Origin of the sequence: Actinomadura citrea (assembly GCF_013409045.1) — a bacterium.
Taxonomy (GTDB): domain Bacteria; phylum Actinomycetota; class Actinomycetes; order Streptosporangiales; family Streptosporangiaceae; genus Spirillospora; species Spirillospora citrea.
The window spans coordinates 938,227-963,541 of sequence record NZ_JACCBT010000001.1 but is presented as its reverse complement, the minus strand read 5'-3'; the positions used below and the strand labels follow the sequence as shown (position 1 = coordinate 963,541).

At 73.8% G+C, this 25,315-nt stretch carries 18 protein-coding genes and 2 pseudogenes; 13 read left to right on the top strand and 7 right to left on the bottom strand.

The annotated features are described in order from the left end of the window. Nucleotides 1-4: 4 nt before the first annotated feature. Complete coding sequence (locus tag BJ999_RS04735) at nt 5-2,197, bottom strand: MMPL family transporter (RefSeq protein WP_179832142.1); 2,193 nt, start codon at nt 2,195-2,197, stop codon at nt 5-7. 165 nt (nt 2,198-2,362) lie between these two features. Between BJ999_RS04735 and BJ999_RS04730 the strand changes: the two genes are divergently transcribed. The 6 genes from BJ999_RS04730 (at nt 2,363) to BJ999_RS04705 (ending at nt 8,043) form a co-directional block, all read left to right on the top strand. Beyond that, the gene (locus BJ999_RS04730) at nt 2,363-3,577 is read left to right on the top strand and encodes a sensor histidine kinase (protein ID WP_179832141.1); all 1,215 of its coding nucleotides are present in this window, start codon (nt 2,363-2,365) and stop codon (nt 3,575-3,577) included. Further along, nucleotides 3,574-4,257, top strand: a complete 684-nt coding sequence (locus BJ999_RS04725; protein WP_179832140.1) for a response regulator — start codon at nt 3,574-3,576, stop codon at nt 4,255-4,257. Before BJ999_RS04730 ends, BJ999_RS04725 begins: the two co-directional genes overlap by 4 nt. A gap of 86 nt (nt 4,258-4,343) precedes the next feature. After that, nucleotides 4,344-4,955: a hypothetical protein gene (locus BJ999_RS04720; protein ID WP_179832139.1), complete on the top strand. Its 612-nt coding sequence runs from the start codon at nt 4,344-4,346 to the stop codon at nt 4,953-4,955. A 131-nt stretch (nt 4,956-5,086) separates the two neighbouring features. Then, nucleotides 5,087-6,172: an ABC transporter substrate-binding protein gene (locus tag BJ999_RS04715; protein ID WP_179832138.1), complete on the top strand. Its 1,086-nt coding sequence runs from the start codon at nt 5,087-5,089 to the stop codon at nt 6,170-6,172. Next, complete coding sequence (locus BJ999_RS04710; protein ID WP_179832137.1) at nt 6,165-7,262, top strand: FecCD family ABC transporter permease; 1,098 nt, start codon at nt 6,165-6,167, stop codon at nt 7,260-7,262. Before BJ999_RS04715 ends, BJ999_RS04710 begins: the two co-directional genes overlap by 8 nt. Further along, nucleotides 7,252-8,043 carry an ABC transporter ATP-binding protein gene (locus BJ999_RS04705; RefSeq protein WP_179832136.1) on the top strand — a complete coding sequence of 264 codons (792 nt, stop codon included), beginning with the start codon at nt 7,252-7,254 and terminating at the stop codon, nt 8,041-8,043. Before BJ999_RS04710 ends, BJ999_RS04705 begins: the two co-directional genes overlap by 11 nt. A gap of 115 nt (nt 8,044-8,158) precedes the next feature. Here the strand turns inward: BJ999_RS04705 and BJ999_RS04700 are convergent, their stop codons facing one another. Together BJ999_RS04700 and BJ999_RS04695 are read right to left on the bottom strand one after the other, a co-directional pair. Beyond that, entirely contained in the window at nt 8,159-8,647 is a 489-nt protein-coding gene (locus tag BJ999_RS04700) for a nitroreductase family deazaflavin-dependent oxidoreductase (RefSeq protein WP_179832135.1), read from the bottom strand. Between the two features lie 38 nt (nt 8,648-8,685). Beyond that, nucleotides 8,686-9,279 (bottom strand): TetR/AcrR family transcriptional regulator, encoded by a 594-nt coding sequence (locus tag BJ999_RS04695; protein WP_179832134.1) that lies wholly within the window; start codon nt 9,277-9,279, stop codon nt 8,686-8,688. A 49-nt stretch (nt 9,280-9,328) separates the two neighbouring features. Between BJ999_RS04695 and BJ999_RS04690 the strand changes: the two genes are divergently transcribed. Then, complete coding sequence (locus BJ999_RS04690; RefSeq protein ID WP_308427243.1) at nt 9,329-10,120, top strand: fasciclin domain-containing protein; 792 nt, start codon at nt 9,329-9,331, stop codon at nt 10,118-10,120. Between the two features lie 312 nt (nt 10,121-10,432). On the opposite strand, the gene BJ999_RS04685 is transcribed toward BJ999_RS04690, so the two are convergent. Further along, entirely contained in the window at nt 10,433-10,813 is a 381-nt protein-coding gene (locus tag BJ999_RS04685; protein WP_179832133.1) for an STAS domain-containing protein, read from the bottom strand. 327 nt (nt 10,814-11,140) lie between these two features. On the opposite strand from BJ999_RS04685, the gene BJ999_RS04680 reads away from it, so the two are divergent. From BJ999_RS04680 to BJ999_RS04670, 3 genes are read left to right on the top strand one after another with little or no spacing between them, the layout of a single operon-like run. Next, complete coding sequence (locus tag BJ999_RS04680; RefSeq protein ID WP_179832132.1) at nt 11,141-12,859, top strand: PP2C family protein-serine/threonine phosphatase; 1,719 nt, start codon at nt 11,141-11,143, stop codon at nt 12,857-12,859. Continuing rightward, nucleotides 12,856-13,968, top strand: coding sequence for a cobalamin-dependent protein (locus tag BJ999_RS04675; protein WP_229810233.1), 1,113 nt, complete (start codon nt 12,856-12,858; stop codon nt 13,966-13,968). The genes BJ999_RS04680 and BJ999_RS04675 overlap by 4 nt, the downstream gene beginning before the upstream one ends. Beyond that, a complete protein-coding gene (locus BJ999_RS04670; RefSeq protein ID WP_179832130.1) occupies nt 13,965-14,372 on the top strand; it encodes an STAS domain-containing protein in 408 nt (135 codons plus the stop codon). Before BJ999_RS04675 ends, BJ999_RS04670 begins: the two co-directional genes overlap by 4 nt. 27 nt (nt 14,373-14,399) lie before the next feature. Here the strand turns inward: BJ999_RS04670 and BJ999_RS04665 are convergent. The 3 genes and pseudogenes from BJ999_RS04665 to BJ999_RS04655 form a co-directional block, all read right to left on the bottom strand. Further along, nucleotides 14,400-14,930: pseudogene (locus BJ999_RS04665) on the bottom strand (response regulator transcription factor); the annotation flags it as partial. A gap of 223 nt (nt 14,931-15,153) precedes the next feature. Beyond that, nucleotides 15,154-15,357 (bottom strand): annotated as a pseudogene (locus BJ999_RS41750) (histidine kinase); the annotation flags it as partial. Nucleotides 15,358-15,743: 386 nt separating this feature from the next. Next, nucleotides 15,744-16,757 (bottom strand): ArsR/SmtB family transcription factor, encoded by a 1,014-nt coding sequence (locus BJ999_RS04655; protein ID WP_179832129.1) that lies wholly within the window; start codon nt 16,755-16,757, stop codon nt 15,744-15,746. Between the two features lie 59 nt (nt 16,758-16,816). On the opposite strand from BJ999_RS04655, the gene BJ999_RS04650 reads away from it, so the two are divergent. The 3 genes from BJ999_RS04650 to BJ999_RS04640 all read left to right on the top strand — a co-directional run bounded on the left by BJ999_RS04650 (nt 16,817) and on the right by BJ999_RS04640 (nt 25,251). Then, on the top strand, nt 16,817-18,079 hold the full coding sequence (locus BJ999_RS04650; protein ID WP_179832128.1) for an MFS transporter: 1,263 nt from the start codon (nt 16,817-16,819) through the stop codon (nt 18,077-18,079). A gap of 3 nt (nt 18,080-18,082) precedes the next feature. Beyond that, nucleotides 18,083-19,495: a B12-binding domain-containing radical SAM protein gene (locus BJ999_RS04645; protein WP_179832127.1), complete on the top strand. Its 1,413-nt coding sequence runs from the start codon at nt 18,083-18,085 to the stop codon at nt 19,493-19,495. Nucleotides 19,496-19,734: 239 nt separating this feature from the next. After that, on the top strand, nt 19,735-25,251 hold the full coding sequence (locus tag BJ999_RS04640; protein ID WP_179832126.1) for an ATP-binding protein: 5,517 nt from the start codon (nt 19,735-19,737) through the stop codon (nt 25,249-25,251). Nucleotides 25,252-25,315 lie beyond the last annotated feature (64 nt).

Genomic DNA, 25,315 nt, shown 5'->3' with positions numbered 1-25,315 from the left:
GCGGTCACCTCCGTCCCGCCCACATTGTGCCGGACGTCTCCCGCGAACCGGCCCCCTGGAGCGGGGTTTCTCCAGCATGGGCGGGGCCCCGACGGCCGGGCATCCACCAGTTGGCTCGGCCGCACAGCTCCATCACCGCGGGGACGAGGACCATCCGGACGACGGTGGCGTCGACGAACACGGCGACGGCCATCCCGAGCCCGATCTGCTTGACCGAGACGTCGGGGCCGAGCAGGGACGTCGAGAAGACGGCGATCATGATGGCGGCCGCGGCGGTGATGACCTTGGCGGTGCGCGCCAGGCCGCGGGTGACGGCCGTCCGGGTGTCGCCGGTGCGCTCGTACTCCTCCCGGACCCGCGAGATCAGGAAGACCTCGTAGTCCATGGACAGGCCGAACAGGAGCGGGAACATCATCATCGGTACCCAGGTGGTGATCGGCATGGCGGTGGGGAAACCGAGGGCCGAGCCGAGCCACCCCCACTGGACGACCGCGACCAGCACGCCGTAGGCGGCGCCGATCGACAGCAGGTTCATCACCGCGGCCTGCAGCGCGATCGTGACCGACCGGACCAGCGCGACCAGCAGCGCCAGGGACAGGGCGACGACGACCGCGATCATCAGGGGCAGACGGGAGCCGACCTCCTCGGCGATGTCGATCGCGCCGGCGTTCGGGCCGCCCACCTGGACCCCGCCGCCGCCCGGCGCCCCGGGCAGGACGTCGTCGCGCAGCCGGTGCACCAGATCCGCGGTCGCCTCGTCCTGGGCGCCGCTCTCGGGGAAGGCCATGAACGTGGCCGCCCGCCCGTCCTTACTGATCCGGGGCGGTGTGACGGAGGCGATGCCCTCGGTCCGGCCGACCGCCTCGACGACGGGACGCAGATCGGCGTCCGCGGACCCGACCCGCGCGGCGAAGATCAGGGGCGCGCCGTAGCCGGGCCCGAAGCCCTCGGAGAGAATCGTGTACGAGGTGTGGCTGCTCCGGTCGTGCGGCTGGACGCTCGCGTCGGGCAGGCTCAGCCGCATCGACAGCACGGGGGCGGCCAGCACCAGCAGGCCCGTCCCCGCCAGGACCGCGGCGGCCAGCGGCCTGCGCTGCACCACGGCGGCCCAGCGCTCGGCGGGGGCACGGCGCTCGCGGGAACGCGGGCGGGACGCGCGGCGCGGCAGCCGCAGCGAGTCGATCCGGCGACCGGTGAAGCCCAGGAGCGCCGGCAGCAGCGTCACCGCGGCGACCATCGTGACCAGCACCGTCACCGACGCGGCGATGGCCACGCCGGTCATCAGCCGCTGCCCCATCACGACCAGTCCGAGCAGCGCGATCACCACGGTCGTGCCGGCGAACAGCACGGCGCGTCCGGCGGTGGCGATGGCCTTGGCCGTGGCGCCCTCGGGGTCGTCGCCGTCCTGCCGGGCCTCCCGGTAGCGGGTCACGATGAACAGCGCGTAGTCGATGCCGATGCCGAGGCCGACCAGCGCGGCGACGAGGACCGTGAAGTCCGGCGCGGGGACGAGGTGCCCCACCAGTTTGATCAGGGCGATGCCGCCGAGGATCGCCGTCAGTGCCGTCGCGATCGGCAGGCCCATCGCGACCAGCGACCCGAAGGAGACGAACAGGATCACCGCCGCGGTCAGGAGGCCCACGCCCTCGGCCGGGCCCTGCGGGGGCGTCTCGGCCTTCTCCGCCCGCTCGCCGCCCAGCCCCAGCGTCACGCCGTCGCCGGAGGCGTCCTTGACCGCGGCCACCAGCGGCTCGACGTCGGACCTCTTCGCCTCCTCGTCGGTCAGGGGGATGGTCGTCCGGGCGATGCGGCGATCCCGCGTCACCAGGCTCCCGTCCTGGTACGGCGAGGTCACCGGCCCGGTCACGGGCGAGGCGTCCAGCTCGGCGATGACCTTCTCGATCCGCTGCCGGGCGGCGGGGTCGTCGATCCCCTTCGCCGCCCTGACCGCGAGGGTCAGGGTGTCGCCCCGCCGCTCGGGGAAGTGCGCCTCGATCAGCTTCTGCGCCTTGGCGGATCCGGAGTCTCCGCCGGAGAAGTCGTTGTCGGACGGGGCACCGTAGCCGAAGCCTGCGAACGCCACGGCGAGCACGCCGACGAGCCAGGCCAGGAGGACCAGGCGGCGGCGCCGGTGGCAGAAGCGGGCCAGCGCCGCGAGGGCGCCGTCCGGTCGAGGGGGTACGGAGTGATCGCTCATGGCGGCGATCGTCGCGCCGGCGGGGCGGCCGCCGCGTCTGACGGCGGACGGCGGCGCCTACGCGTTCGGGCGTACGCCGCGCCGGGGTCCGCTACACCTGACGGAGGAGCGGATCGCGCGCCTGAGCGCAGGAGCGTCCGCGCACCGCGACAGTAGGATCCCGGCATGGAACGCCGTACCGGGACGTTCTCCCTGCGCGCGGCGACGCACGACACGCTGCTCGCGCTCCTCGTCACCGTGATGCAGGTCCAGGGAACGGTCGCCCGTGTCGCCGCCGAAGGGGCGACACGGCCGCTCGCCGACCTGGGAGACCTCGGATACGCGCTGCTGGTGGTGAGCGGCCTGGCCGTGGCCGTCCGCCGCCGCCGGCCGGTGCCGGTGTTCGCCGTCACCGCTCTCGCCAGCCTGGCGTACTACGGTCTCGGCTTCCCCGACGGACCCGGCTGGCTCGCGCTCTTCGTCTCCCTGTACACCCTCGTGGCCTACGGCGACGGACGCCGGTCACTGGTGATCGCCGGTGCGGGGATCAGCGTGCTGGCCGCCGTCTGGCTGTACACGGCGGCCGACATCGAGCCGCGGGCCGCCATCGGCTGGGTGTTCTTCCGCGTCGGCGCGTCGGTCATGAGCGCGGCTCTCGGCGAGTCCGTCCGGTCCCGCCGGGTCATCGCGGCCGACGCCGAGAAGCGCGCGGAACTGGCCGAACGGACCCGCGAGGAAGAAGCTCGGGCGCGCGTGGACGCCGAACGCCTCCGGATCGCCCGCGAGGTCCACGACACCGTCGCCCACGCGGTGGCGATCATCAACGTGCAGTCCGGGGTCACCGCGCACGTGCTCGACAAGCGTCCGGAGCAGGCGCGCGAAGCGCTGCGGACCATCGAGCAGACCAGTTCGCGGGCGCTGCGGGAGATGCGGGCCGTCCTCGGCGTCCTGCGCGACGACGGCGACGGCCGCGCACCGCACCCCGGCCTGGACCAGATCGCCGAGCTGACCGCCAAGGCCCGCGAAGCGGGGCTGGACGTCACGCTGGAGGCGTCCCCTCCCGCGGCGCCGCTGCCGAGCGCGGTGGGCAACGCCGCCTACCGGATCCTCCAGGAGTCGGTCACCAACGTGATCCGCCACGTCGGCCCCACCCGGGTGACGGTCGCGCTGACCCCCGGGACCGACGCCCTGGAGATCCGCGTGACCGACGAGGGCCGCCGCACCGCGAACGGCGGCGCGACCGCCCCGGGCGACCCCGGCCACGGGATCCTGGGCATGCGCGAGCGCTGCCGGCTGCTCGGCGGCGAGTTCGACGCCGGCCCGACTCCGGGCGGGGGGTTCGAGGTGACGGCCCGGCTCCCCCTCGCACCGACCGGGCCGCGACGGGAGGCGGCACCTTGAGCGCGCCGTCCACGGCGCCGATCAAGGTGCTGCTCGCCGACGACGAGGGCCTCGTGCGGTCCGGGTTCGCGCTGCTGATCGACGTCGAGGACGACATCGCCGTGGTCGCGGAGGCGACCGACGGCCTCCAGGCCGTCGAGATGGCCCGCGCCACCCGCCCCGACGTCGTCCTCATGGACATCCGCATGCCGAGGCTGGACGGCATCCAGGCCACGGCGCGGATCACCGCGATGCGCGGGCTGCAGGACGTCCGGGTCCTCATCCTCACCACCTACGACACCGACGCCTACGTCTTCGAGGCACTGCAGGCCGGGGCCAGCGGCTTCCTGCTGAAGGACGCCGGGCCGGCGGAGCTCCTGCACGCCATCCGGGTGGTCGCCGCCGGAGAGGCCCTGCTCGCACCCCGCATCACCAGGCGCCTCATCAGCAAGTTCACCGCGTGGCACACGGTGTCCGCGAACGCGCGGGACCGGCTCGCGCCGCTCACCGACCGCGAGCGGGAGGTGCTGGCCCTGATCGCACGGGGGCTGAGCAACCAGGAGATCGGCGCCGAACTGTTCATCAGCCCGGCCACCGCGCGCACCCACGTCAGCCGCACGATGACGAAACTCGGAGCGCGCGACCGCGCCCAGCTGGTCGTCATCGCCTACCAGACGGGCCTGGCAACCCCCGACGCATGACGACGAGCGGCGGAGAACGACGCCGGCCACGGCCGCGGTCGCCCGGTCCGCCATCGCCGGAAACCGTGTGGGAGTATCCCCATCAGATGGGTCTCTGGTCGGTGGTGCGCTGGGTGCGTGCGGCAGGCTTCGCCGCCGCGTGCGCTGGCCTCGCCGCGCTCGGGCACCTGGCCGGCGGCGGCGGCCTCGACCGGTCCGCGACGCTGGTCGGCTTCCTTCTCGTCCTCGGTCCCGCGCTGGCGCTGACCGGCCGGGAGCGGACCTTCGCGTCGATCGTGCCCGCCACCGCCGCTTCGCAGGTCGTCCTGCACGTCCTGCTCATGCGCGCCGCCGGGCATCCTCTGGTGGCGGCTCGCCCGGACACCGCCGCCATGGACGGCGGCGGGGAGCCGATGGCCCACAGCGGCGTTCCCGGTCTGGGCATGCTGCTCATGCACGCGGTGAGCGTGCTGGTCACGTCCGCTTGGCTGGAGTGGGGCGAGGCGCGGCTGTGCGCGCTCGTGCGGGTACTGGCGGGCTGGGTCCTGCGCCCGCTGGTGTTCCTGCTCGTGTTCGCGGCCGGACGCTCCCCCGGCGTCCGGCGGCCCGTACCGCGCGGTCGCGCCGATGAGCGGGCCCCGGTTCAGGCCGTCCTCCGGTACGCCGTGGCCCGTCGTGGGCCTCCCGGGGTCGGGAACGCCCTGGGCGCCACCGCGTGATCCGTGACTTTCTGATCTGAGCGCTCCCAGGGCGACGCATGTCGCCGGGCTCGGCACGACGCCGCCCGGATGTCTTTTCGCATCCCTCCCGAGGAGTCGTCGACGACTCCGGCTGGAAAGAGAGCATGCTCATGAACCGTCCCCTTCCCTTGCGCGCCCTCGCGGCGGCGATGTCCGCCGCGCTCGCGACGGTGCCGGCCGCCGCCTGCGGCGAGTCCCCCGCCGACCCCGGTTCCGGTGCGGCGTCCGTGACCGGACCGGCGCGCAGGACGTCCTATCCCCTGTCGTTCGACAACTGCGGGACCAAGGTCACCTTCACCCGGCCGCCGCGGCGGGTGCTGATCCTCAACGGCACCTCGGTCGGCGAGGTGGAGAGCTTCCTGACGCTCGGTCTGGAGAAGAGCGTCCTGGCCAACGCCCAGACCTACGGCGTGTCCGACGACCCGTCCATGATCGCCCGGATCCGGGCGCTGCCGACCGGCGGGCTGACGATGAACAGGAACTTCGACGTCCCCGCCGAGCAGGTGCTGAGGCTCAAGCCCGACCTCGTGGTCTCCACCTGGTCGGGCGGGTTCGACGCCAAGCGCGGATTCGCCACCCGGGAGCAGCTCGCCGCCGCGGGGATCACGTCGCTGGTCAACCCGGTCAACTGCGCCAACGGAAAACCGGACGCCACCGAGGCCGAGAAGCGGGCGTACAGGGCCCAGTCGATCAACTCCTCGCTGGAGTTCATGGCGCTGCTCGGCCGGATCTTCGACGTCCAGCAGCGCGCCCTCGCGGTGGTCTCCGGCCTGCGCGCCCGCGTCGAGGCCGTGCGCGCGAGGACGGCCGGCAGACCCGCCAGGAAGGTCGTCATCGCCTACCCGGGCATGTCCATGATGAACGCCAACGGCCTGCCCGCCGTGATGACGGGAGGCGTCTACGACGACGTCATCAAGGCGGCCGGAGGGGTCAACGCGTTCTCCGGGCGCGGTGAGGACGCCACCCGCACCCTCAACAAGGAGCAGCTCGCCACCGCGCAGGTGGACGTCCTGGTGGTCGGGCTGTTCACCCCGGAGGAGAAGGGCGACGCCGAGGCCGCGAAGCTGTTCGCCGCCTACCCGCAGTGGAACGCCGCCAAGACGCGGACGTACACGGTCGTGTCCGACAGCGTCTACCTCGGCCCCCTCAACGCCCTGGGCGTCGAGAAGATCGCCAAGGTGATCGGCGATGCCTGACACCCTGACCCGCGAGGCGCCGGCCCGCACCCGCGGGCCGCACCTCGTCTCCGGTGCCGGGACGGGTCTCCTGCTGGCCGTGCTCGGCGCCGCCCTGGTCGCGTCCATGGTGCTCGGGATCTCGGTGGGCTCGGTGAACCTCCCGTTCGGGAAGGTGTGGAGCGTCCTGTGGGCCCATCTGTCCGGGCGGGGCGACACCGCCGACCCGCTGCTCGGCCAGGTCGTCTGGGACATCCGCACACCCCGCGTGCTGCTGGCGGCGCTGGCCGGCGCGGGCCTGTCCGTCGCGGGCGCCGCGCTCCAGGCGCTGGTCCGCAACCCGCTCGCCGACCCCTACGTCCTCGGCGTCTCCTCCGCGGCCTCCCTCGGGGCCGTGCTCGTGCCGGCGCTCGGCGGCACCGCGCTCGGCGGCGCGGCCGGCGCGCTGGGCGTGACCGGTGCCGCCTTCGGCGCCGCGCTGCTGTCGGCGCTGCTGGTGTACCTGCTGGCCCAGCGCGCGGGACGGCTGCTGGACTCGTGGCTGGTGCTGACCGGCGTCGCCGTCGGGTACCTGTGCACCGCCGCGACGACGTTCGTCCAGCTCCAGCTCAACCCGACCGAACTGCAGGGGATGATGTTCTGGCTGATGGGCAGCGTGGCCGGCGCCACCTGGACCGATCTCGGCCTTCCCACCGCGCTGATTGCGGCCTGCCTGGCCTACCTGATGCTCCAGGCACGTCCGCTCAACGCGCTCCTCGCCGGGGAGGACGCGGCGACGGGGATCGGCGTTTCGGTCGCGGCGCTGCGCGTCACGCTGCTGCTGATCGGCTCGCTGCTCACGGCCACGGTGGTGAGCGTCGTGGGCGGCATCGGGTTCATCGGCCTGATGGTCCCGCACATGGCCCGGTTCGTGGTCGGCTCCGACCATCGCCGCGTCCTGCCCGTGGCGCTGCTGGCCGGGGCGGTGTTCATGGTGCTGGTGGATCTGGCGGCCCGGATCGCCGACCGTCCCAACGAACTGCCGGTCGGGGTCTTCACCACGGGGCTCGGCGTCCCGTTCTTCCTCTTCCTGCTGCGCCGCCGCGCCTCCGGAGGCACGCATGCGCCTTGACCTGCACGGCGTGAGCGTCCGGATCGACGCCCGCCCCATCGTCGCCGACGTGCACCTGAGCGCGGGATCGGGCGAGTTCGTGGCGCTGGTCGGTCCGAACGGCAGCGGCAAGTCCACCCTGCTGAGGACGGTGTACCGGTCGCTGCGACCGTCCGGCGGCGTCGTCCGTCTCGGCGGCGAGGACCTGTGGCGGATGTCGCCCCGGCGGGCCGCGCGGCGCCGCGCCGTCCTGCCGCAGCACGGCGAGGTCGGCGGCGACTTCTCGGTCGCGGAGGCCGTCGCCGTCGGCCGGACGGCGCACCGGCGCCCGCTCGACCGCGAGAGCGGGGCCGACCGCTCGGCGATCGCGGACGCGCTGAAGCGGGTCGGCATGGACTGGGCCGCCGACCGGCCGGTGTCGACCCTCTCGGGAGGAGAGCGGCAGCGCGTGCTGCTGGCCCGTGCCCTCGCACAGGAGGCCCCGCTGCTGATCCTGGACGAACCCACCAACCACCTCGACGCCGGCGCGCAGTTCGCCCTGCTCGACCTGATCCGCTCACTCGGGCTCACCCTGCTGGCGGCCCTGCACGACCTGGACCACGCCGCCGCCTACGCCGACCAGGTCGTCGTGCTGCGCGAGGGCGTGGTGGCCGGGCACGGTCCGCCCCTTGAGGTGCTGACACCCGAGTTCATCCAGGACGTGTTCGGAGTACGCGCGCACATCGGCCCGCATCCCCTCACCGGCCGTCCCCACATCGCCTTGGCCTCACCCGAGCCGTTCAGCACGCCAGGAGGTCCGTGATGCCCCGTTAGCCCGAAGACCGACGCGCGCCCATCGCCGCAGCGGTCGGGATGCTCGGCCCCCCTCGTCGTCCCCGCCCGGCGGGGGTACCGGGCCCCCGCGCCGCGGGATCGGATCAGCTCGTCGGCGACGGGGGGCGCGGGGTGAAGCGTACGAAGGGGATGTGCCGGCCGACCTGGCGGTAGTCCTCGACGCCGCCGTCGACGGCGAAGCCCATGAGCCTGCAGAGCCGGCGCGCGGCGGTCGGGTGGCGGGGGGCGTACCGGGCCATGATCTCGCCGCCTTCGCCGGTCGGGATCGGGGACGCGGTCGCCTGGACGCGCCTCCCGCCGATCTGGAGGGTGACGTCCGGGTTCGCCGTGACGTTGCGGTACCAGTCCGCTCGGGGGCCGAACCCGGAGGCGGCCACGTAGCCGTGCGCGTCCCTCTGGACGACCTCGATGACGGCCTGGCGCGGCAGGCCCGAGACGCGGCCGGTGTGCGTGAGCAGCATGACGCGGCGTCCCAGTACCGGCCCGAGCCCCAGGCGGTACAGCCGGATGGGCAGCCGCCACAGCAGGCGGTGCAGTCCGGCCGGCGGAGCGGGCCTGTCGATGATCTCCATGTTCAGTCCTTCACCAGGTCGGGGGGCGTCGGGAACCCTCATGCCCGGCCCTCCAGCAGGTCGGACGCCGCGGACAGGGCGTCGCCGACCGGGAGGTCGCCGTCGATCATGTAGTGCAGCATCACCCCGTCGATCGCCGCGGTGATCAGGGTGGCCGCGCCGGACGGGCGTCCCCGCGGCCAGTCCGGGTGCAGCGCCCGGAGGCGGTCCGCGATCCGCGCGCGGGCCTGCCGGAGCTCGTCGCGCAGCACCGCGCCCAGCGCGGGATCGCGCATCGCGCCCACGATGAGCTCGGCGGCCAGCCGTGACCCCGGCTCCTCGGCCGGGGCCTGGGCCAGCAGGTTCCGCATCGTCTCCAGCGCCGCGCGCTCGTCCGGCGCCGCCAGGAGCTCGGCGACCATGGGCCCGACGATCAGGTCCGTGGCCTGCCGGAAGATCGCCGCGTTCAGCCCGGCCAGCCCGCCGAAGTGGTAGTGGATCAGGCCAGGGTTGGTCCCGGCGCGCTCGGCCACCGCGCGGGTGGAGACGCCCGGCCAGCCCTCCAGGTCCAGCAGCGCGATCCCGGCGTCCACCAGCTGCCGCCGCCGGCGGTCGCCGCGCGCCGAATTTGGTCGATCGGCCAAGTTGGTCACCTGACCAAGTTAACACGGCAGGGCGGCTCCGGCCGGGCGTGCCCGGGACGTGGAAGGCCCGCCGCCGGAGGCGCGGCTCGCGCCCGTCCCCGGCCTGGACACGTGGCGGCAGTGGGTCGCCGAGTGGGACGCTGCTCCCGGCTCCCACACGCTCCGCTGCCGCGCCACCGACGGGACCGGCCACACGCAGTTTCCGACAAAGGAGTTCACCGTGTACCGCAACCGCATCGTCGCCGGCGTCCTCGCCGCGACCGCCCTCGCCACCGGCGCGACGGCCTGCTCCGGCGACGACAAGGACGACGCCGCGGCGGCCCCGGCCGGATCGTCCGCGCCGGCGGCCTCGCCGAGCGGCGTGCCGGGGGCCGGCATACCGTTCGGGCCCGCGTGCTCGGCGGTGCCGGCGTCCGGCAAGGGCAGTTTCCAGGGCATGTCCACCGACCCGGTCGCGACCGCCGCGTCCAGCAACCCGGTGCTGTCCACGCTGGTCGGCGCCGTGAAGAAGGCCGGCCTGGTCGACACGCTCAACGGGTCGAAGAACATCACGGTGTTCGCGCCCACCAACGACGCGTTCAAGAAGATCCCGAAGGCGACGCTCGACAAGGCCATGGCGGACAAGAAGACGCTGACGAGCATCCTCACCTACCACGTGATCGGCCGGCGGGTCTCGCCGGCCGGGCTGGGGACGGGCGACTTCAAGACGCTGAACGGCGCCATGCTCAAAAGCAGCGGCTCGGGCGACTCCTACACGGTCGGCGAGGACGCGAACGTCGTCTGCGGCAACGTCCAGACCGCCAACGCGACCGTCTACATCATCGACAGCGTTCTCATGCCGCCCAAGTGACCCCGTCTCACGGCCCGGGACCCGGGCATCGCCAGGGTCCCGGGCCGTGCCGGGCGCATCCGGGCCAGGGTGTCGCCGTGGAGGAGATCTCGACACGGCGACGTGTCGTTCGGCGCCGAGCCTCCCGACCGCCGCCATTCCGCCGGAGAGGACGCCGGTCGCTCGACCGCCAAGGATGTGTCCTGGTCGAGATATGAGAGTGGCAGCCGGGACAGGTGGTGCCGGATCGATCTCAGGTCTTCCCGTGGATGACGGATCCCGTCATCGCGAGCCAGGGAGCCGACCTCGGGCCGCGTGAACGGCCGGCGCCTTTCAGGAGGCGTCCTGGCGCGCGTTCGGGACCAAGGGGGAAGGCGGCGCACCGGCCTGGTCGGCGGCGACCTTCGCGAAGGCGTGCCGGAGCGTAGGGCTGATCATGATGTGCGCGTCGAGGCCCGTGCGTTGCAGGATCCGGTGGCACACCGGGCTCGGGCGGCTGAGGACCAGCCGGCCCCGCCGGGCCGTGACGGTCTTCCAGAGTCCCACCAGAGCCCCCAGCCCGGAGGAATCGCAGAACGCCACATCCTGGAGATCGAGGATGATCCGCCAAGCGGCCGACGCGTGAGAAAGCACATGTTCCCGGAAGGCGTCCGCCGTGAGGTAATCGATTTCACCTTCGACGCGTACGAGAATGCAGGTGTCGCGGTTCTCCACGCGTATTCGGAGTCTGTCGTGAGGGTCGCGCCACAGCCGAAGCGACGTATGATTCCCGTCTTGTACCGCGTCCATCACCAGACCCGACCTCCTGTCGAGGCGAGGCTACCCCGGAACGCCGGGGGCATTCATGGCCTCCGATCATGAGGCGCCGATCACGTGGCTGACCTGGTCGCCCTCCCGCCGGACGGCGGCCCGCGGAGGAAGCAGAACGGATCTTTGCCTTTCGGCAACTGTCTTGTTGTGGTTAGGGTGGCGGTGAGGACGAGGTTCTCGTTCGGCGGCTCAGCTGAGGAAGGAAGTGGTCCCGCCGCAGGCTGCGACGTGATGGAACTGACCCAAGGCATAGACGGCGCTCAGCGCGTTCTCGACCCGGCGCTGGGGCCCGGTCCGTACCCCGCGCTGGCCGTGAATCCGAGCGGTACCGTCATCCGGCTCAATGACGCGGCACGCCTCCTGCTCGGCATGAATCCGGGCGCCCTCCTGGACGACGCGGCGCCCGCCTGGCTGGCCGACGCGCACCATGCGGTGACCGGCGCCCCCCTCTCCGATGTGACCGAGGCCGATCTGTCGCAGCCGGGCATCTCGCGCCCGGTCGCGCACGGCTCGATCGGCGACCGGGCCTTCGAGGCCCACGGCGTGCCCGACGAGAGCCACAGCGCCCCCGACACTCCGCCGGGGCCCGGGCCGGGGACGGTCTGGTGGCTGTTCGACGTCACCGCGCACCGGCGGCTGGAGCGAGAGCTCGCCGACGAGCGGGAACGCACGGCCTTCCTGGCGGAGGCGTCCAGCCAGTTGCTGGCGTCGCTGAACTTGGAACGGTGCATGGAGGTGACCGTCCACCTGGCGGCGCGCTACCTCGCCGACGCCGCCCTGGTGATCGCGCCCGGTTCCGGGCGCGCCTACCCCGTCTCCTACTGCGGCCCTGACGGCCAGGTGGACCACCAGGAGCTCGTCGTGGACCCCGCGGAGGTGCCGGGGCTCGCGGAGGCGATGCAGGGGTTCCCTCCGATGCCGTCCCGCTGGCTCGACCCGGCGGCCGCGCCTCCCTGGATCCTCCGCGCCGATCTGGGCGACCTCGCCGCGATGGTGGTGACCGCGCTTCCGGGGCACGGTGTGCCCGCGGGGGCGCTGGTGCTGCTCCGGCGCGGCGGGCGGCACGCGTTCTCCGACGGCGAGGAGATGATCGCCCGCCTGTTCGCGGCACGGGCCGGCGCGGCGATGTCGGCCGCCCGCGTGTACGCCGAGCAGGCGTCCATCACCGAGACGCTGATGCGCGAGCTGCTGCCGCCGCGCACCCGGGAGCTGGGCGAGGTGGAACTGGCGGCCCGCTACCGGCCGTCGGGCGCCGGAGAGCGCGTCGGAGGCGACTTCTACGATCTGCACCCCGCGGCCGAGGGCTCCGACCCGGAGCAGGAGTCGCTGGTCGTGCTCGGCGACGTGTGCGGCAAGGGCCTGGAGGCCGCCGTGCTCACCGGCAAGATCCGCAACACGCTCCGGGCGCTGCTCCCGCTGGCCGACGACCACAAGCGGGTGCTGGAGCTGCTGAACGGGACGCTGCTGAACAGCGAGTCCACCCGCTTCGTGACCCTCGTGCTGGCCTCGGTGCGGCGGGAGGGCGGTCATGTGCGGCTGCGCCTGACGAGCGCGGGCCACACCCGCCCGCTGATCGTGCGGGCCGGCGGGGAGGTCGAGACCGCCGACACGGGCGGGTCGCTGATCGGGGTGCTGGACAAGATCACCTCCACGACCGCCACCGTGCTGCTGGAGCCGGGCGACACGTGCCTGCTCTACACCGACGGCATCACCGAGGCCTTCGGCGGCCCGTTGGGCGACGAGATGTTCGGCGACGAGCGGCTGAGCGGCGAGCTCGCCCGCTGCGGGGGCATGCCCCCGGAGGCCCTCGTCGAGCGGGTGCACATGCTCGCCTCCGAATGGGTGGGCACCGGCAAGCACGACGACATGGCCGTGGTCGCCATCACCGCTCCCCGGCGCTTCCACCTGAGCGCCGTAGGGGGGCAGGGGCCGGGGAGGTTCACCGCGTGAACGGAACCACGGAGCACCAAGGGCCTTCCTCCGAGCTCGCCACGGCGACGGACGGACTCTGGGACGCCGTCATCGCGGGCGACGAGTACGCCGCCGCCGACGCCGTCACGACCGCGCTCGACCGGGGGGCGGACGCCGAGACCGTCCTACTGGAGATCATCGCGCCGCTCCAGGCCCGGGTGGGCCGGGAGTGGGCGGCCAACCGGCTCACGGTCGCGCAGGAGCACACCGCGACGGCGATCAACGAACGGTCGATCGCGGCGCTGGCGCACCATCCGGCGGTGCGCAAGGCCCTGGAACGGCATGGCGAGAGGCCGCGCGGCCGGGTGGCGGTCGCGTGCATCGACGGGGAGTGGCACGCGCTGCCGGCGCGGATCCTGGCCGAGGTGCTGCGGCTGCGCGGCTGGCAGGTCGACTACCTCGGCGCCCAGGTGCCGACTCCGCACCTGATCGCCCACGTGCACCGGACGAACCCGGCCGTGGTGGCGCTGTCGTCCTCGATCGCCACCCGGCTGCCCTCCGCGCACGCCGCCGTCACCGCCTGCCAGGCGACCGGAACCCCCGTCCTGGTGGGCGGCGCCGCGTACGGGCCGGACGGCCGGTACGCCGCCCTGCTCGGCGCCGACGGCTGGGCCCCCGACGCCCGCTCCGCCGCCGACCGGCTGGCGGAGGGGCCGCTGGGCAAGCCGCCGCCCGTCCGCCAGGTCATCGACGACCTGCCGCACCTGGCCGACCAGGAGTACACGCAGATCACCCGGACCGCGCGCGGGCTCGTGCGGTACGTGGTGACCGAGCTGCCGGCCCGCTTCCCGGCGATGGCGGACTATACCGACCAGCAGCGCCGCCGCACCGCCGAGGACATCGCCCACATCGTCGACTTCCTCGGGGCCGCCCTCTATGTGGACGACCCCGAGCTGTTCACCGGGTTCATCGGCTGGACGGCGGGCATCCTCACCGCGCGCGGCGTGCCCGCCCGCAGCCTCCTGCCGGGTCTGGATCTGCTGGCCGAGCAACTCGTCGACTATCCCCGGGCCACGGACCTGCTCTCCCGCGCCCGCGACACCCTCCGGCACCCACTGCCGGAGGCCGCCGAAGGAAGGATTGCATGACCGCCTTTGTTCCCGATACTCCGCTGCGCGTCGTCGCCACCCTCTCCGGGACGCACGCGCTGCGGATCGAGATTGAGGGTGATCTGGACTTCTACACCGCCGACACGCTGGTGGCCACCGTCCGGACGCAGATGGAGGACAACCCCGACGTCCGCGAGCTGGAGCTCGCCTGCGGCGGGATGGGCCTGTGCGACTCGGCGGGCCTGGCCGCGCTGCTGATGGTCCGCCGCCGGACGTCCGCGGCCGGCGTCCACCTCGCGCTGACCGGCCGGAGCGGGCGGCTCGACCGGCTCCTGGACGTCACGGGGACGCTGCACCACCTCACCGGCGACCCGGCCGAGACCGCCAAGGACCAGGATCAGGCGCGGGAGCAGGACCAGGAGCAGGAACTGCCCCGGCAGTGACCTCCTGACGACCGCCGGGGCTCCGGACTAGGTTCTGTTCAGGTAGGCGAGGACGGCGAGGACGCGGCGGTTGCCGTCGCCGTCGTCGGGGATGCCGAGCTTGCCGAACATGGAGGTCGTGTACTTGCTGATGGCGCTCTCGCTGAGGAAGAGGCGGCGGCCGACGGCCTGGTTGGACAGCCCCTCCGCCATGAGGCCCAGCACGGACCGCTCGCGGTCGGTGAGCCGGTCGAGGCTCCGGTCCGCGGGCCCGCCGGTCAGCAGCCTCGCGATGACGGCCGGGTCCATGGCGGTCCCGCCGGCCGCGACGCGCTCCAGGGCGCCGATGAACTGGTCGGCGTCGAACACGCACTCCTTGAGCAGGTAGCCGACGCCGCCGGAGCCGTCGGCCGGCAGCTCGCGGGCGTACAGCTGCTCGACGTGCTGGGACAGGATGAGGACCGGCAGCCCGGGCGTCTCGCGGCGGGCGGCCAGGGCCGCGCGCAGGCCCTCGTCCGACTGGTCCGGCGGCATGCGAACGTCGATCACGGACACGTCCGGACGCCACGTCCGCAGCGCGTGCGTGCCTGACCGCGTTGGTGAGCAGCTCGGCGACTCCGAAGTACAGGGCCGATTCGATCGGCGGGTCCAGGCGGGGCCGGGCGCCGGCGCCGACGGCCACCTCCAGGGGGAGGCCCAGGGCGAGGGCGCGGACGGCGTCGAGGAGCCCGCGCTCGGTGAGCACCGGCGGGCTGATGCCCTGGATCAGCTCGCGCAGCTCGGTGATCGACGTGGCCGCGTCGACCCGTGCTTCGCGCATCACCGCCTTCGCGCGGCGGGGGTCGGTCTCCATCAGCTTCTCCGCCGTCGCGAGGGAGAGCCCGAGCGAGACGAGGCGGGCCTGCGCCCCGTCGTGCAGGTCGCGCTCGATCCGGCGGATCTCGGCGGCCTGCGCGACCGTGGTGTCGGCGCGCTGGGCCGTCAGCTCCCGCACGCGGTCCGCCATCACCATCGCGGGCGAGGGGCGAGCCGCGACCACGCCCGCGGTGAACGGCGCGATTCCCATGAACCGCAGGTCACGCCAGTTGGCGGGGTCCTTCCACCGGATCCTCCGCTTCTGGTCCATCAGGGCGTCGCGGCGAGTGCGCTCGTAACCGAAGCCGTTCCACCAGTACCCGGTGGACAGCTGCATCACCGGCCCTGGCCGCCGGTACCCGGGCGGGATCACGGTGCCCGTCCAGCGCGCGACGAGGAGGCGGACCGTCCAGCAGATCGGACGGGCCAGGACGAGTGTTCCCGCACAGATCCTGGTGAGACCAGGAGTGGGTCTAGCCCCACCTCTCTGTAGGCCCAGGCCGACACGCCAGGCTCCCGGGGGGCCGGGAGGCGGCGTCAGGTGGGCGAGTGCGTCGCGGCAGGGGTGTTCGGGGGGCGGGTGGCGTCCGCGAGTGCTTCGCCGGTGGCCGTCCGGTAGTAGAGGACGGAGCGTCCGGCGCGGCGGCGGTCGATCAGGCGGGCGTCGAAGAGGACCCGGAGGTGGCGGCCGACCGAGCCGAGGCCCTGGCCGGTCAGCGCCACGAGCTGCGTGGTGCTCAGCGGCGTGGCGAGCAGGACGAGGACCCGGGCGCGGCCCGGGCCGAGGAGGCGTTCGAGCGCCTCGGGGACGGCGGCCTCGCCCGCGCCCGCCAGCGGGGCCGAGCAGGGGTAGACGATCGCGTACCGGTCGGGGTCCGGCTCCTCCCAGGCCACCCAGCCTCCGCGCGGCGTGACCGGGACGAACAGCAGCCGGGCGCCGGAGATGTCGTGCGGCGGGTAGTCGTGGACGTTGATCTGGAGGCGGCCGTCGCCGAGCCAGCGCATCCCGGGGCGCATGTCGTCGAGCGCGGCGGCCCAGCCGCCCTGGCTCAGCTGCCCGGCGCGCGCGACGGCGTCGGCCTCGATGACGCGGCGGCGGCGCTCCCAGTCCGGCTCGACGGTGTGCGTCCACACCCACTCCAGCAGGCCGGCGATCCGCTCGGGCGCGTCGGGGCGGCGCAGCTCGGCGGGCAGCGGGCCGCCGAACGAGACCTCCAGGTCGGCGTGCGCCCGTTCGGGCGGGGTCCGGCGGACGACGGCGAGTTCCTCGTGGAACGGCGGCGAGCCCACGCCCGGGTGCGGCGGCGTCAGGAAGTCGGCGATCCACCTGGTCCTGGTGCCGAGGGCGGCGTCCAGCAGCGCGGCGGTGACCGGGTCGCGCCGCAGCATGCGCCGGTAGGCGGGCAGGTGGTCGTCGAGCCAGGCCCGCTCGCCCGGGTGCGCGGCGGCGTTCTTCTCCAGGAGCTTCACGCAGGCGGTGGTCTCCGCGAGGGCCGAGATCACGAACCGCCCGCTCGCGAGCGTGTCCGCGTTGACCAGCCACACACCCATGTTTCGCCTCCCTGCGAAACATTACCGGCCGCGCGGCGGCGGCCCCGAGTCTGTCGATCATGCGCACCTATCGGGATCTCTTCCGCGCCCCGGAGTACACGCCGCTCTTCGCGTCGTTCACGGTCCAGGGGTCCGCCCAGACGGTCAGCGGCCTGGCGCTCGGCACGCTGGTGTACGACGCGACCCGCTCGCCGCTGCTGTCGGCGCTGAGCATGTTCGGCGGCTCGTTCGCCCAGATGGCCGGCGCGCTGACGCTGCTGTCGGCCGCCGACCGCCTGCCGCCGAGGACCGCGCTCGCCTGCATGGCGCTGCTCTTCGGCGCTGGGACGGCCGTCCTGGCGGTTCCCGGCCTTCCGCTGGCGGCGCTGTTCGCCATCGTGCTGGGCCTCGGCCTGGTCGCCTCGCTCGGTAGCGGCGTCCGCTACGGCCTGCTGAGCGAGATCCTGCCCGAGGAGGGCTACCTCCTCGGGCGCTCCGTCCTGAACATGGCGGTGGGGACGACGCAGATCTGCGGCTTCGCCGTCGGCGGCGTCCTCGTCGTCGCGCTCTCGCCGCGGGGCACCCTGCTCGCCGGCGCCGCGCTCTACCTGCTCACCGCGGTGGTGGCGGTCACCGGCCTGAGCCGCCGCCCGCCCCGGGCCGCCGGGCGCCCGAGCCCGGCGGAGACCTGGCGCACCAACGTGCGGCTGCTCTCCTCGGCCCCGCGCCGTTGCGTCTACCTGGCGATGTGGGTGCCGAACGGCCTGATCGTCGGCTGCGAGGCCCTCTTCGTCGCCTATTCCCCGCATCACGCGGGGCTGCTGCTCGCCGTGGGGGCCGTCGGCATGCTGGTCGGCGACACCGTGACGGGCCGGTTCGTCCCGCCGCGCCTGCGCGAGCGCCTCGGCCCGCCCCTGCGGCTCCTGCTGGCGGCCCCCTACCTGCTGTTCGCCGTGGACCCGCCGCTCCCCCTCGGCGCGGCCGCCGTCCTCCTGGCCTCCGTGGGCTATGCGGCGACGCTGCTGTTGCAGGAGCGCCTCATGGCGCTGACCCCGGTCTCCCTGCACGGGCACGCGCTGGGTCTGCACGCGTCCGGGATGCTCACGATGCAGGGCGTCGGCGCGGCGCTGGCGGGCGGGGTGGCCCAGGCGACGTCGCCCACCGCCGCCATGGCGATCATGGCCGCCGCCTCGGTGGCCGTCACCCTCGCCCTGGCCCCGGGGCTCCGTCCCCTTCCCGCGCTCCGGCCCGCGAACGAGAGCCGACGCGCCCGGACGGCACGGGATCTCCACACGATCCGCACACGACGGACGCCACCGGCGCGGCGGCGCGGCGTCCAATGAGACATGCGCGTGAAGATGATCCTCCCGGCCCTGACCGAGGCGACCTCGCCGTTCTTCCGTCCGATCAAGTACTCGCTGTTCCCGCCGCTCGGGCTGGCCACGCTCGCCGGGTACCTCGACCCGGACGACGAGGTGACGGTGACCGACGAGCACGTGCAGAAGGTCGACACCTCCGACGAGCCCGACCTCGTGGTGATCCAGGTCTACATCACCTCCGCGCGGCGGGCCTACGAGCTGGCCGACCTGTACCGCGCCCGGGGCGTCCACGTCTGCCTGGGCGGTCTGCACGTCACCTCGCTCCCGGACGAGGCGGCCCGGCACGCCGACACGATCTTCTGCGGGCCCGGCGAGGACACCTGGCCCCGCTTCCTCGCCGACCTGCGCGCCGGGCGCCCGGCGGCCCGCTACGACTCGTCCGAGCGGACGCTCGCCGCGCTGCCGCCGATCCGCCGCGACCTCATCGCCCGCGAGCGCTACCTCGTCCCGAACTCGATCGTGGTCTCGCGCGGCTGCCCGCACGTGTGCGACTTCTGCTACAAGGAGGCGTTCTTCGAGGGCGGCAAGTCGTTCTACACCCAGACCGTCGACGCGGCGCTCGCCGAGATCGACCGGCTGCCGGGGCGGCACCTGTACTTCCTGGACGACCACCTGTTCGGCAACGCCCGGTTCGCGTCCGCGCTGTTCGACGGGATGCGCGGGATGGGACGGCTCTGGCAGGCGGCCGGGACGGTGAAGGCGGTGCTGAACCCCGGGCTCCTGGAGAAGGCCGTCGAGTCCGGGCTGCGGAGCCTGTTCGTCGGCTTCGAGACCGTCAACGCCGGGAACCTCACCGAGCAGCGCAAATGGCAGAACATCGACCGCGACTACGGCGCGGTGGTCCGCCGGCTGCGCGACAACGGCGTGATGGTCAACGGCAGCTTCGTGTTCGGGATGGACGAGGACGACCCGTCGGTGTTCGACCGCACCGTCGAGTGGGCCGTCGGCCAGGGGATCGAGACGGCCACCTTCCACATCCTGACCCCCTATCCCGGCACGCGCCTCTACGGCCGCATGGCCAAGGCCGACCGCCTCCTGCACTCGGACTGGGACCGGTACGACACCCGCACGGTCGTCTTCAAGCCCGCCAAGATGACCGCCCGGCAGCTTGAGGACGGCTACTGGCGCGCCTACCGCGACTTCTACCGCTGGGGTTCGATCCTGCGCGGCGCCGCGACCAAGCCGACGCTGCGCGGCAAGGCCCGGCACGTCGCCTACGCCGGCGGCTGGAAGAAGTTCGAGCCCGCCTGGGACCTGGTCATCCGCGCGAAGCGGGCGGGCCGCGCGCTGCCGCTGCTGGAATCGGTCCTGTCCGGCTTCGGCAGCCGTCCGGCCGGTTCCGAACCCGGCCGGGAGCCGGAGCCGGTTTCCGTATCCTGATCCCTTCGCCTGGAAGGGCGACGTCCGCGCGCCGCCCGCTCCCCGCACAAGGCGGGGGACGGGTTTTGCAGGTTTCCTACAACTACAGCGGCGCAGCGTGCGTTGTCGGCGGCATGGCGCCGCCGCCCTCTGGGCGGAAAGGTGAATGTGTCCGGGTGCGCCGTGCCCCGGGAGCCGCACATCGTCTGGCAGCTCACGTCGTCCAACGGCGCACATCGTCTACAGGAGGGCTCGGTCGGGTGTTCAGTCGTGTCGCCATCGTGAACCGGGGTGAGGCCGCGATGCGGCTCATCCACGCCGTACGGGACATCGCCGCGGAGAGCGGGACGCGGATCGAGACCGTCGCCCTGTACACCGATGTCGACCGGACGGCCACCTTCGTCCGCGAAGCGGACCTGGCCTACGACCTCGGGCCCGCGTCCGCCCGGCCGTACCTGGACCTGGAGGTCCTGGAGCGCGCGCTGGTGGAGACCGGCGCCGACGCCGCGTGGGTCGGCTGGGGCTTCGTCGCGGAGGACCCGGCGTTCGCGGAGCTGTGCGACCGGATCGGGGTGACCTTCGTCGGGCCGAGCGCGGAGGCCATGCGCCGGCTCGGCGACAAGATCGGCGCGAAGCTGATCGCCGAGGAGGTCGGCGTCCCGGTGGCGCCGTGGAGCCGCGGCGCGGTCGAGACCCTGGACGAGGCGGTCGCGGCGGCGGCGCGGATCGGCTACCCGCTGATGCTCAAGGCGACCGCGGGCGGCGGCGGGCGCGGCATCCGCGTGATCACCAGCGAGGCCGAGCTGGCCGACGCCTACGAGCGCACCAGCCAGGAGGCGGCGCGGGCGTTCGGCAGCGGCGTCGTGTTCCTGGAGCGCCTGGTCACCGGCGCCCGGCACGTCGAGGTCCAGGTCATCGCGGACGGGGAGAGCGCGTGGGCGCTCGGCGTGCGCGACTGCTCGGTGCAGCGCCGCAACCAGAAGATCATCGAGGAGTCGGCGTCGCCGGTGCTCGACGCCGAGCAGACCGCCGAGCTCAGGGCGTCGGCCGAGCGGCTCGCCGTCGCGGTCGGGTACCGCGGCGCGGCGACCGTCGAGTTCCTCTACCACCCCGGCGACCGCATGTTCGCGTTCCTGGAGGTCAACACCCGCCTCCAGGTCGAGCACCCGATCACCGAGTCCACCACCGGGATCGACCTGGTCAAGGCGCAGCTGCACGTGGCCTCCGGCGGACGGCTCGAAGGCGCGCCGCCGGCGGAGCGCGGGCACGCGATCGAGGCGCGGCTGAACGCCGAGGACCCCGACCGCGACTTCGCCCCCTCGCCGGGCCGCATCGCCCGGCTGGACCTGCCCGCCGGGCCGGGCATCCGGGTGGACACCGGCGTCAGCGAGGGCGACACGATCCCCGCCGACTTCGACTCGATGATCGCCAAGATCATCGCCTACGGCCGCGACCGGGACGAGGCGCTCGGCCGGCTGCGCCGCGCGATGACCCAGACCACGGTGATCATCGAGGGCGGCGCGACGAACAAGAGCTTCGTGCTCGACCTGCTCGACCGGCCCGAGGTGATCGACGCGAGCGCCGACACCGGCTGGATCGACCGCGTCCGCGCCGAGGGCGACCTCGTCACCCACCGGCACTCCGCCGTCGCGCTCGCGGCCGCCGCCATCGAGGCCTACGAGGAGGCGGAGGGCGCCGAGCGGCGGCGCCTGCTGTCGACGGCGTCCGGCGGGCGCCCGCAGGCGCGGCACGAGAGCGGCCGGCCGCTGGACCTCAAGCTGCGCGGCGCCGGCTACCGGGTGCGGGTGGCCCGGGTCGGCGCGGACCGGTTCCGCGTCGCCGTCGAGGCGGGCGGCGAGGTCCGCACCGCCGACGTCGAACTCGAACGCTTCGACCGGCACCTCGGCCAGATCACCGTCAACGGCGCCCGGTACCGCCTGCTCACCGGCACCCACGGGCCGGTCCACTTCGTCGAGGTGGACGGCGTGGCGCACCGGGTCAGCCGCGACGAGGGCGGCGTCGTCCGCTCGCCGGCGCCCGCGCTGGTCGTCGCCACGCCCCTGGAGGTCGGCGCCGAGGTCGAGGCGGGCGCGCCGGTGCTGGTCCTGGAGAGCATGAAGATGGAGACGGTGCTGCGGGCGCCGTTCAGGGCGCGGCTGAAGGAGTGCGTCGTCACCGTCGGCAGCCAGGTGGAGACGGGTGCGCCGCTGCTGCGGCTGGAGCCGCTCGCCGACGAGGCGGAGGTCGCGGACGTCGCGGCGGCCGGGACGGTCGAGCTGGACCTGCCCGCCGCGCCCGGGGCCGTCCCGGCCCGCAGGCGCGCCGCGCGCGGCCAGGAGGACCTGCGCAGCCTCCTGCTCGGCTTCGACGTCGACCCGCACGACGAGCGCCGGACCCTGGACGACTACCTCGCCGCGCGCCGGGCCGCCGCCGCGGACGGGCACCGGCCGATGGCCGAGGAGCTCGGGCTCATCGACGTGTTCGCCGACCTCGCCGAGCTGAGCCGCAACCGGCCGGCGGGCGGCGACGGCACCGACGGCGGCCACGTGCACAGCGCCCGCGAGTACTTCCACACCTACCTGCAGAGCCTCGACGTCGAGCGGGCCGGGCTGCCCCAGGCGTTCCAGGCCAAGCTCGCCAAGGCGCTCGGCCACTACGGCGTCACCGACCTGGAGCGCTCCCCCGAGCTCGAGGCGGCGGTGTTCCGGATCTTCCTGGCCCAGCAGCGGGCGTCCGCCGACGCCTCGGTCGTCGCGACGCTGCTGCGCGAGTGGCTGGGCGAGCCGCCGCCGGACGAGGCGCAGCGCGAGTCCGCCGGGCTCGCGCTGGAGCGGCTGGTGGCCGCGACCCAGGTCCGGTTCCCCGTGGTCTACGACCTGGCGTGCGGCGTGGTGTTCGCCTGGTTCGCCCAGCCGCTGCTGCGCCGCAACCGCGCCGCCGTCTACGCCCGCGTCCGCCGCAACCTGCGGCACCTGGACGCGCACCCGGACGCGCCGGAGCGCGACGAGCTCATCGCCGAGATGGTGCGCAGCACCGAGCCGCTGGTGCGGCTGCTCGGCCAGCGGCTCGTCCGCGGCAACCGCAACAACGCCGTGATGCTGGAGGTGCTCACCCGGCGGTACTACGGGAACAAGGACCTCACCGGCGTCCGCACCCGGGAGGCCGGCGGCTGCGCGTTCGTGGTCGCCGAGCACGCGGGCTCGCGCCTGGTCTCCTCCGCGGTGAGCTTCGACGCGCTCGGCGGCGCGCTGCGCGGGCTCGCCGAGCTGGCGGCCGGCGACGAGGCCGTCGACGCCGACATCTACCTGTCCTGGGAGCGGCAGCCGGAGGACTTCGACGCGATGGCCGCCGCGCTGCAGGAGGCCGTCAACGCGCACCCGCTGCCGCCGCAGGTCCGCAGGCTCACCGCCACCGTCGCGGGCAGCAGCGGCGCGGTGATGCACCACCACTTCACGTTCCGCCCGGCGGAGGGCGGCGGGATGGATGAGCGGAGCGATCCGGGGGGTGTGGGGGGTCGTCCCCCCACAGGGGGCATGGCCGAGGAGCGGCTGATCCGCGGCCTGCACCCGTTCATCGCGCAGCGGATGCAGATGGAGCGGCTGCACAAGTTCGACCTCACCCGGCTGCCGTCCTCGGACGAGGAGGTCTACCTCTTCCAGTGCGTGGCGCGCGACAACCCGTCCGACGACCGGCTCGTCGCGTTCGCGCAGGTGCGCGACCTCACCGCGCTGCGCGACGGCGACGGCAGGCTGCGCTCGCTGCCGACGGCCGAGTACACCCTCGCCACCTGCCTGGACTCGATCCGCCGGGCGCAGGCGCGGCGGCCGTCCAAGAAGCGCTTCCCGACCAACCGCATCGTGATCTACGTCTGGCCGACGAGCGACCTCACCCGCGCCGAGCTGCAGCGGCTCGCGGGCCGCATGCTGCCGACGGCGGCGGGTGCCGGGCTGGAGGAGGTCCTGCTCATCGCACGGCAGCGCGACCCGCGGACGGGCGAGCCGGTCAAGGTCGCCGTCCGGGTCTCCTTCGACGCCACGGGCGGTACCCGGCTGACCGTCGGCGCGCCGTCGGACGCGCCGGTCGAGCCGCTGGACGGCTACCGGCAGAAGGTGCTGCGGGCGAGCAGCCGCAACACCGTGTACCCCTACGAGCTGACGGACCTGCTCGGCGACTTCGTCGAGCACGACCTCGACGACGACCACGCCCTGGTGCCGGTGGACCGGCCGAAGGGGCGCAACAGCGCGGCGATCGTCGCGGGCGTCGTCACCAAGCGGACCCGGCGGCACCCGCAGGGCGTCACCCGGGTCGTGCTGCTCGGCGACCCGACCAAGTCGCTCGGCGCGCTGTCGGAGCCCGAGTGCCGCCGCGTGATCGCCGCGCTGGACCTGGCCGAGCGGATGCGGGTGCCGCTGGAGTGGTACGCGCTGTCCTCGGGCGCCCGGGTCTCCATGGACTCGGGCACGGAGAACATGGACTGGGTGGCCGCGGCGCTCAAGCGGATCGTCGAGTTCACCCAGGACGGCGGCGAGATCAACGTCGTCGTCGCGGGCATCAACGTCGGCGCTCAGCCGTACTGGAACGCCGAGGCGACGATGCTCATGCACACCAAGGGCGTCCTGATCATGACGCCGGACTCGGCGATGGTGCTCACCGGCAAGCAGGCGCTCGACTTCTCCGGCGGCGTCTCGGCCGAGGACAACTTCGGCATCGGCGGCTACGACCGGGTGATGGGTCCGAACGGGCAGGCGCAGTACTGGGCGCCGAACCTCATCGCCGCGCGGGACGTCCTGATGTCGCACTACGACCACACCTACGTCGCGCCCGGGGAGCCGGGGCCGCGCGGCGCCGGCACGACCGACCCCGTCGACCGCGACGTCTCCGCCTTCCCGCACGTCCTGGAGGGCAGCGAGTTCACCACGGTCGGCGAGATCTTCTCCGCCGCGGCGAACCCGGACCGCAAGAAGCCGTTCGACATCCGGACCGTGATGCGGGCGCTGTCCGACCAGGACCACCCGGTGCTGGAGCGCTGGGCGGGCATGGCCGACGCCGAGACCGCGGTGGTGCAGGACGTGCACCTCGGCGGCATGCCGGTGTGCCTGCTCGGCATCGAGTCGCAGTCGGTGCCGCGGCGCGGCTTCCCGCCCACCGACGGCCCGGACGCCTACACCGCGGGCACGCTGTTCCCGAAGTCGTCCAAGAAGGCCGCGCGGGCGATCAACGCGGCCAGCGGCAACCGGCCGCTGGTGGTGCTGGCGAACCTGTCGGGCTTCGACGGCTCGCCGGAGTCGATGCGCCAGCTCCAGCTGGAGTACGGGGCCGAGATCGGCCGCGCGATCGTCAACTTCCGCGGCCCCATCGTGTTCTGCGTGATCTCCCGGTACCACGGCGGCGCGTTCGTGGTGTTCTCCAAGACGCTGAACCCGAACATGACCGTGCTCGCGCTGGAGGGCTCGTTCGCGTCGGTGCTCGGCGGCGCCCCGGCCGCCGCGGCGGTGTTCGCCGCCGACGTCAACGCCCGGACCGCCGCCGACCCGCGGGTGCGGGACCTGGAGGCCCGCGTCGCGGCGTCCTCGGGCCCCGGCCGCGCCGCGCTGACGGCGGAGCTGGACGAGCTGCGCGCGACGGTCCGCACGGAGAAGCTCGGCGAGGTGGCAGCGGAGTTCGACCGCGTGCACGACATCCGGCGCGCGGTCGAGGTCGGCTCCGTCGACGCCGTCATCCGCGCCGCGGAGATGCGCCCGCGGATCATCGAGGCCATCGAGGCCCGCCGGGGGTGACCCCGCGCCGCCGGGGACCGGCCGGCCCCCGCGCCGTCAGCGGTGCGGGGGCGCGGCCGTCTCG

What these genes read in the sequence shown, in the direction of transcription:
- BJ999_RS04670 (WP_179832130.1), top strand. Translation starts at nt 13,965, where the DNA reads ATGACCGCCTTTGTTCCCGATACTCCGCTGCGCGTCGTCGCCACCCTC.
- BJ999_RS04710 (WP_179832137.1), top strand. Translation starts at nt 6,165, where the DNA reads ATGCCTGACACCCTGACCCGCGAGGCGCCGGCCCGCACCCGCGGGCCG.
- BJ999_RS04655 (WP_179832129.1), bottom strand. Translation starts at nt 16,757, where the DNA reads ATGGGTGTGTGGCTGGTCAACGCGGACACGCTCGCGAGCGGGCGGTTC.
- BJ999_RS04735 (WP_179832142.1), bottom strand. Translation starts at nt 2,197, where the DNA reads ATGAGCGATCACTCCGTACCCCCTCGACCGGACGGCGCCCTCGCGGCG.
- BJ999_RS04645 (WP_179832127.1), top strand. Translation starts at nt 18,083, where the DNA reads ATGCGCGTGAAGATGATCCTCCCGGCCCTGACCGAGGCGACCTCGCCG.
- BJ999_RS04700 (WP_179832135.1), bottom strand. Translation starts at nt 8,647, where the DNA reads ATGGAGATCATCGACAGGCCCGCTCCGCCGGCCGGACTGCACCGCCTG.
- BJ999_RS04705 (WP_179832136.1), top strand. Translation starts at nt 7,252, where the DNA reads ATGCGCCTTGACCTGCACGGCGTGAGCGTCCGGATCGACGCCCGCCCC.
- BJ999_RS04730 (WP_179832141.1), top strand. Translation starts at nt 2,363, where the DNA reads ATGGAACGCCGTACCGGGACGTTCTCCCTGCGCGCGGCGACGCACGAC.
- BJ999_RS04715 (WP_179832138.1), top strand. Translation starts at nt 5,087, where the DNA reads ATGAACCGTCCCCTTCCCTTGCGCGCCCTCGCGGCGGCGATGTCCGCC.
- BJ999_RS04650 (WP_179832128.1), top strand. Translation starts at nt 16,817, where the DNA reads ATGCGCACCTATCGGGATCTCTTCCGCGCCCCGGAGTACACGCCGCTC.
- BJ999_RS04720 (WP_179832139.1), top strand. Translation starts at nt 4,344, where the DNA reads ATGGGTCTCTGGTCGGTGGTGCGCTGGGTGCGTGCGGCAGGCTTCGCC.
- BJ999_RS04680 (WP_179832132.1), top strand. Translation starts at nt 11,141, where the DNA reads ATGGAACTGACCCAAGGCATAGACGGCGCTCAGCGCGTTCTCGACCCG.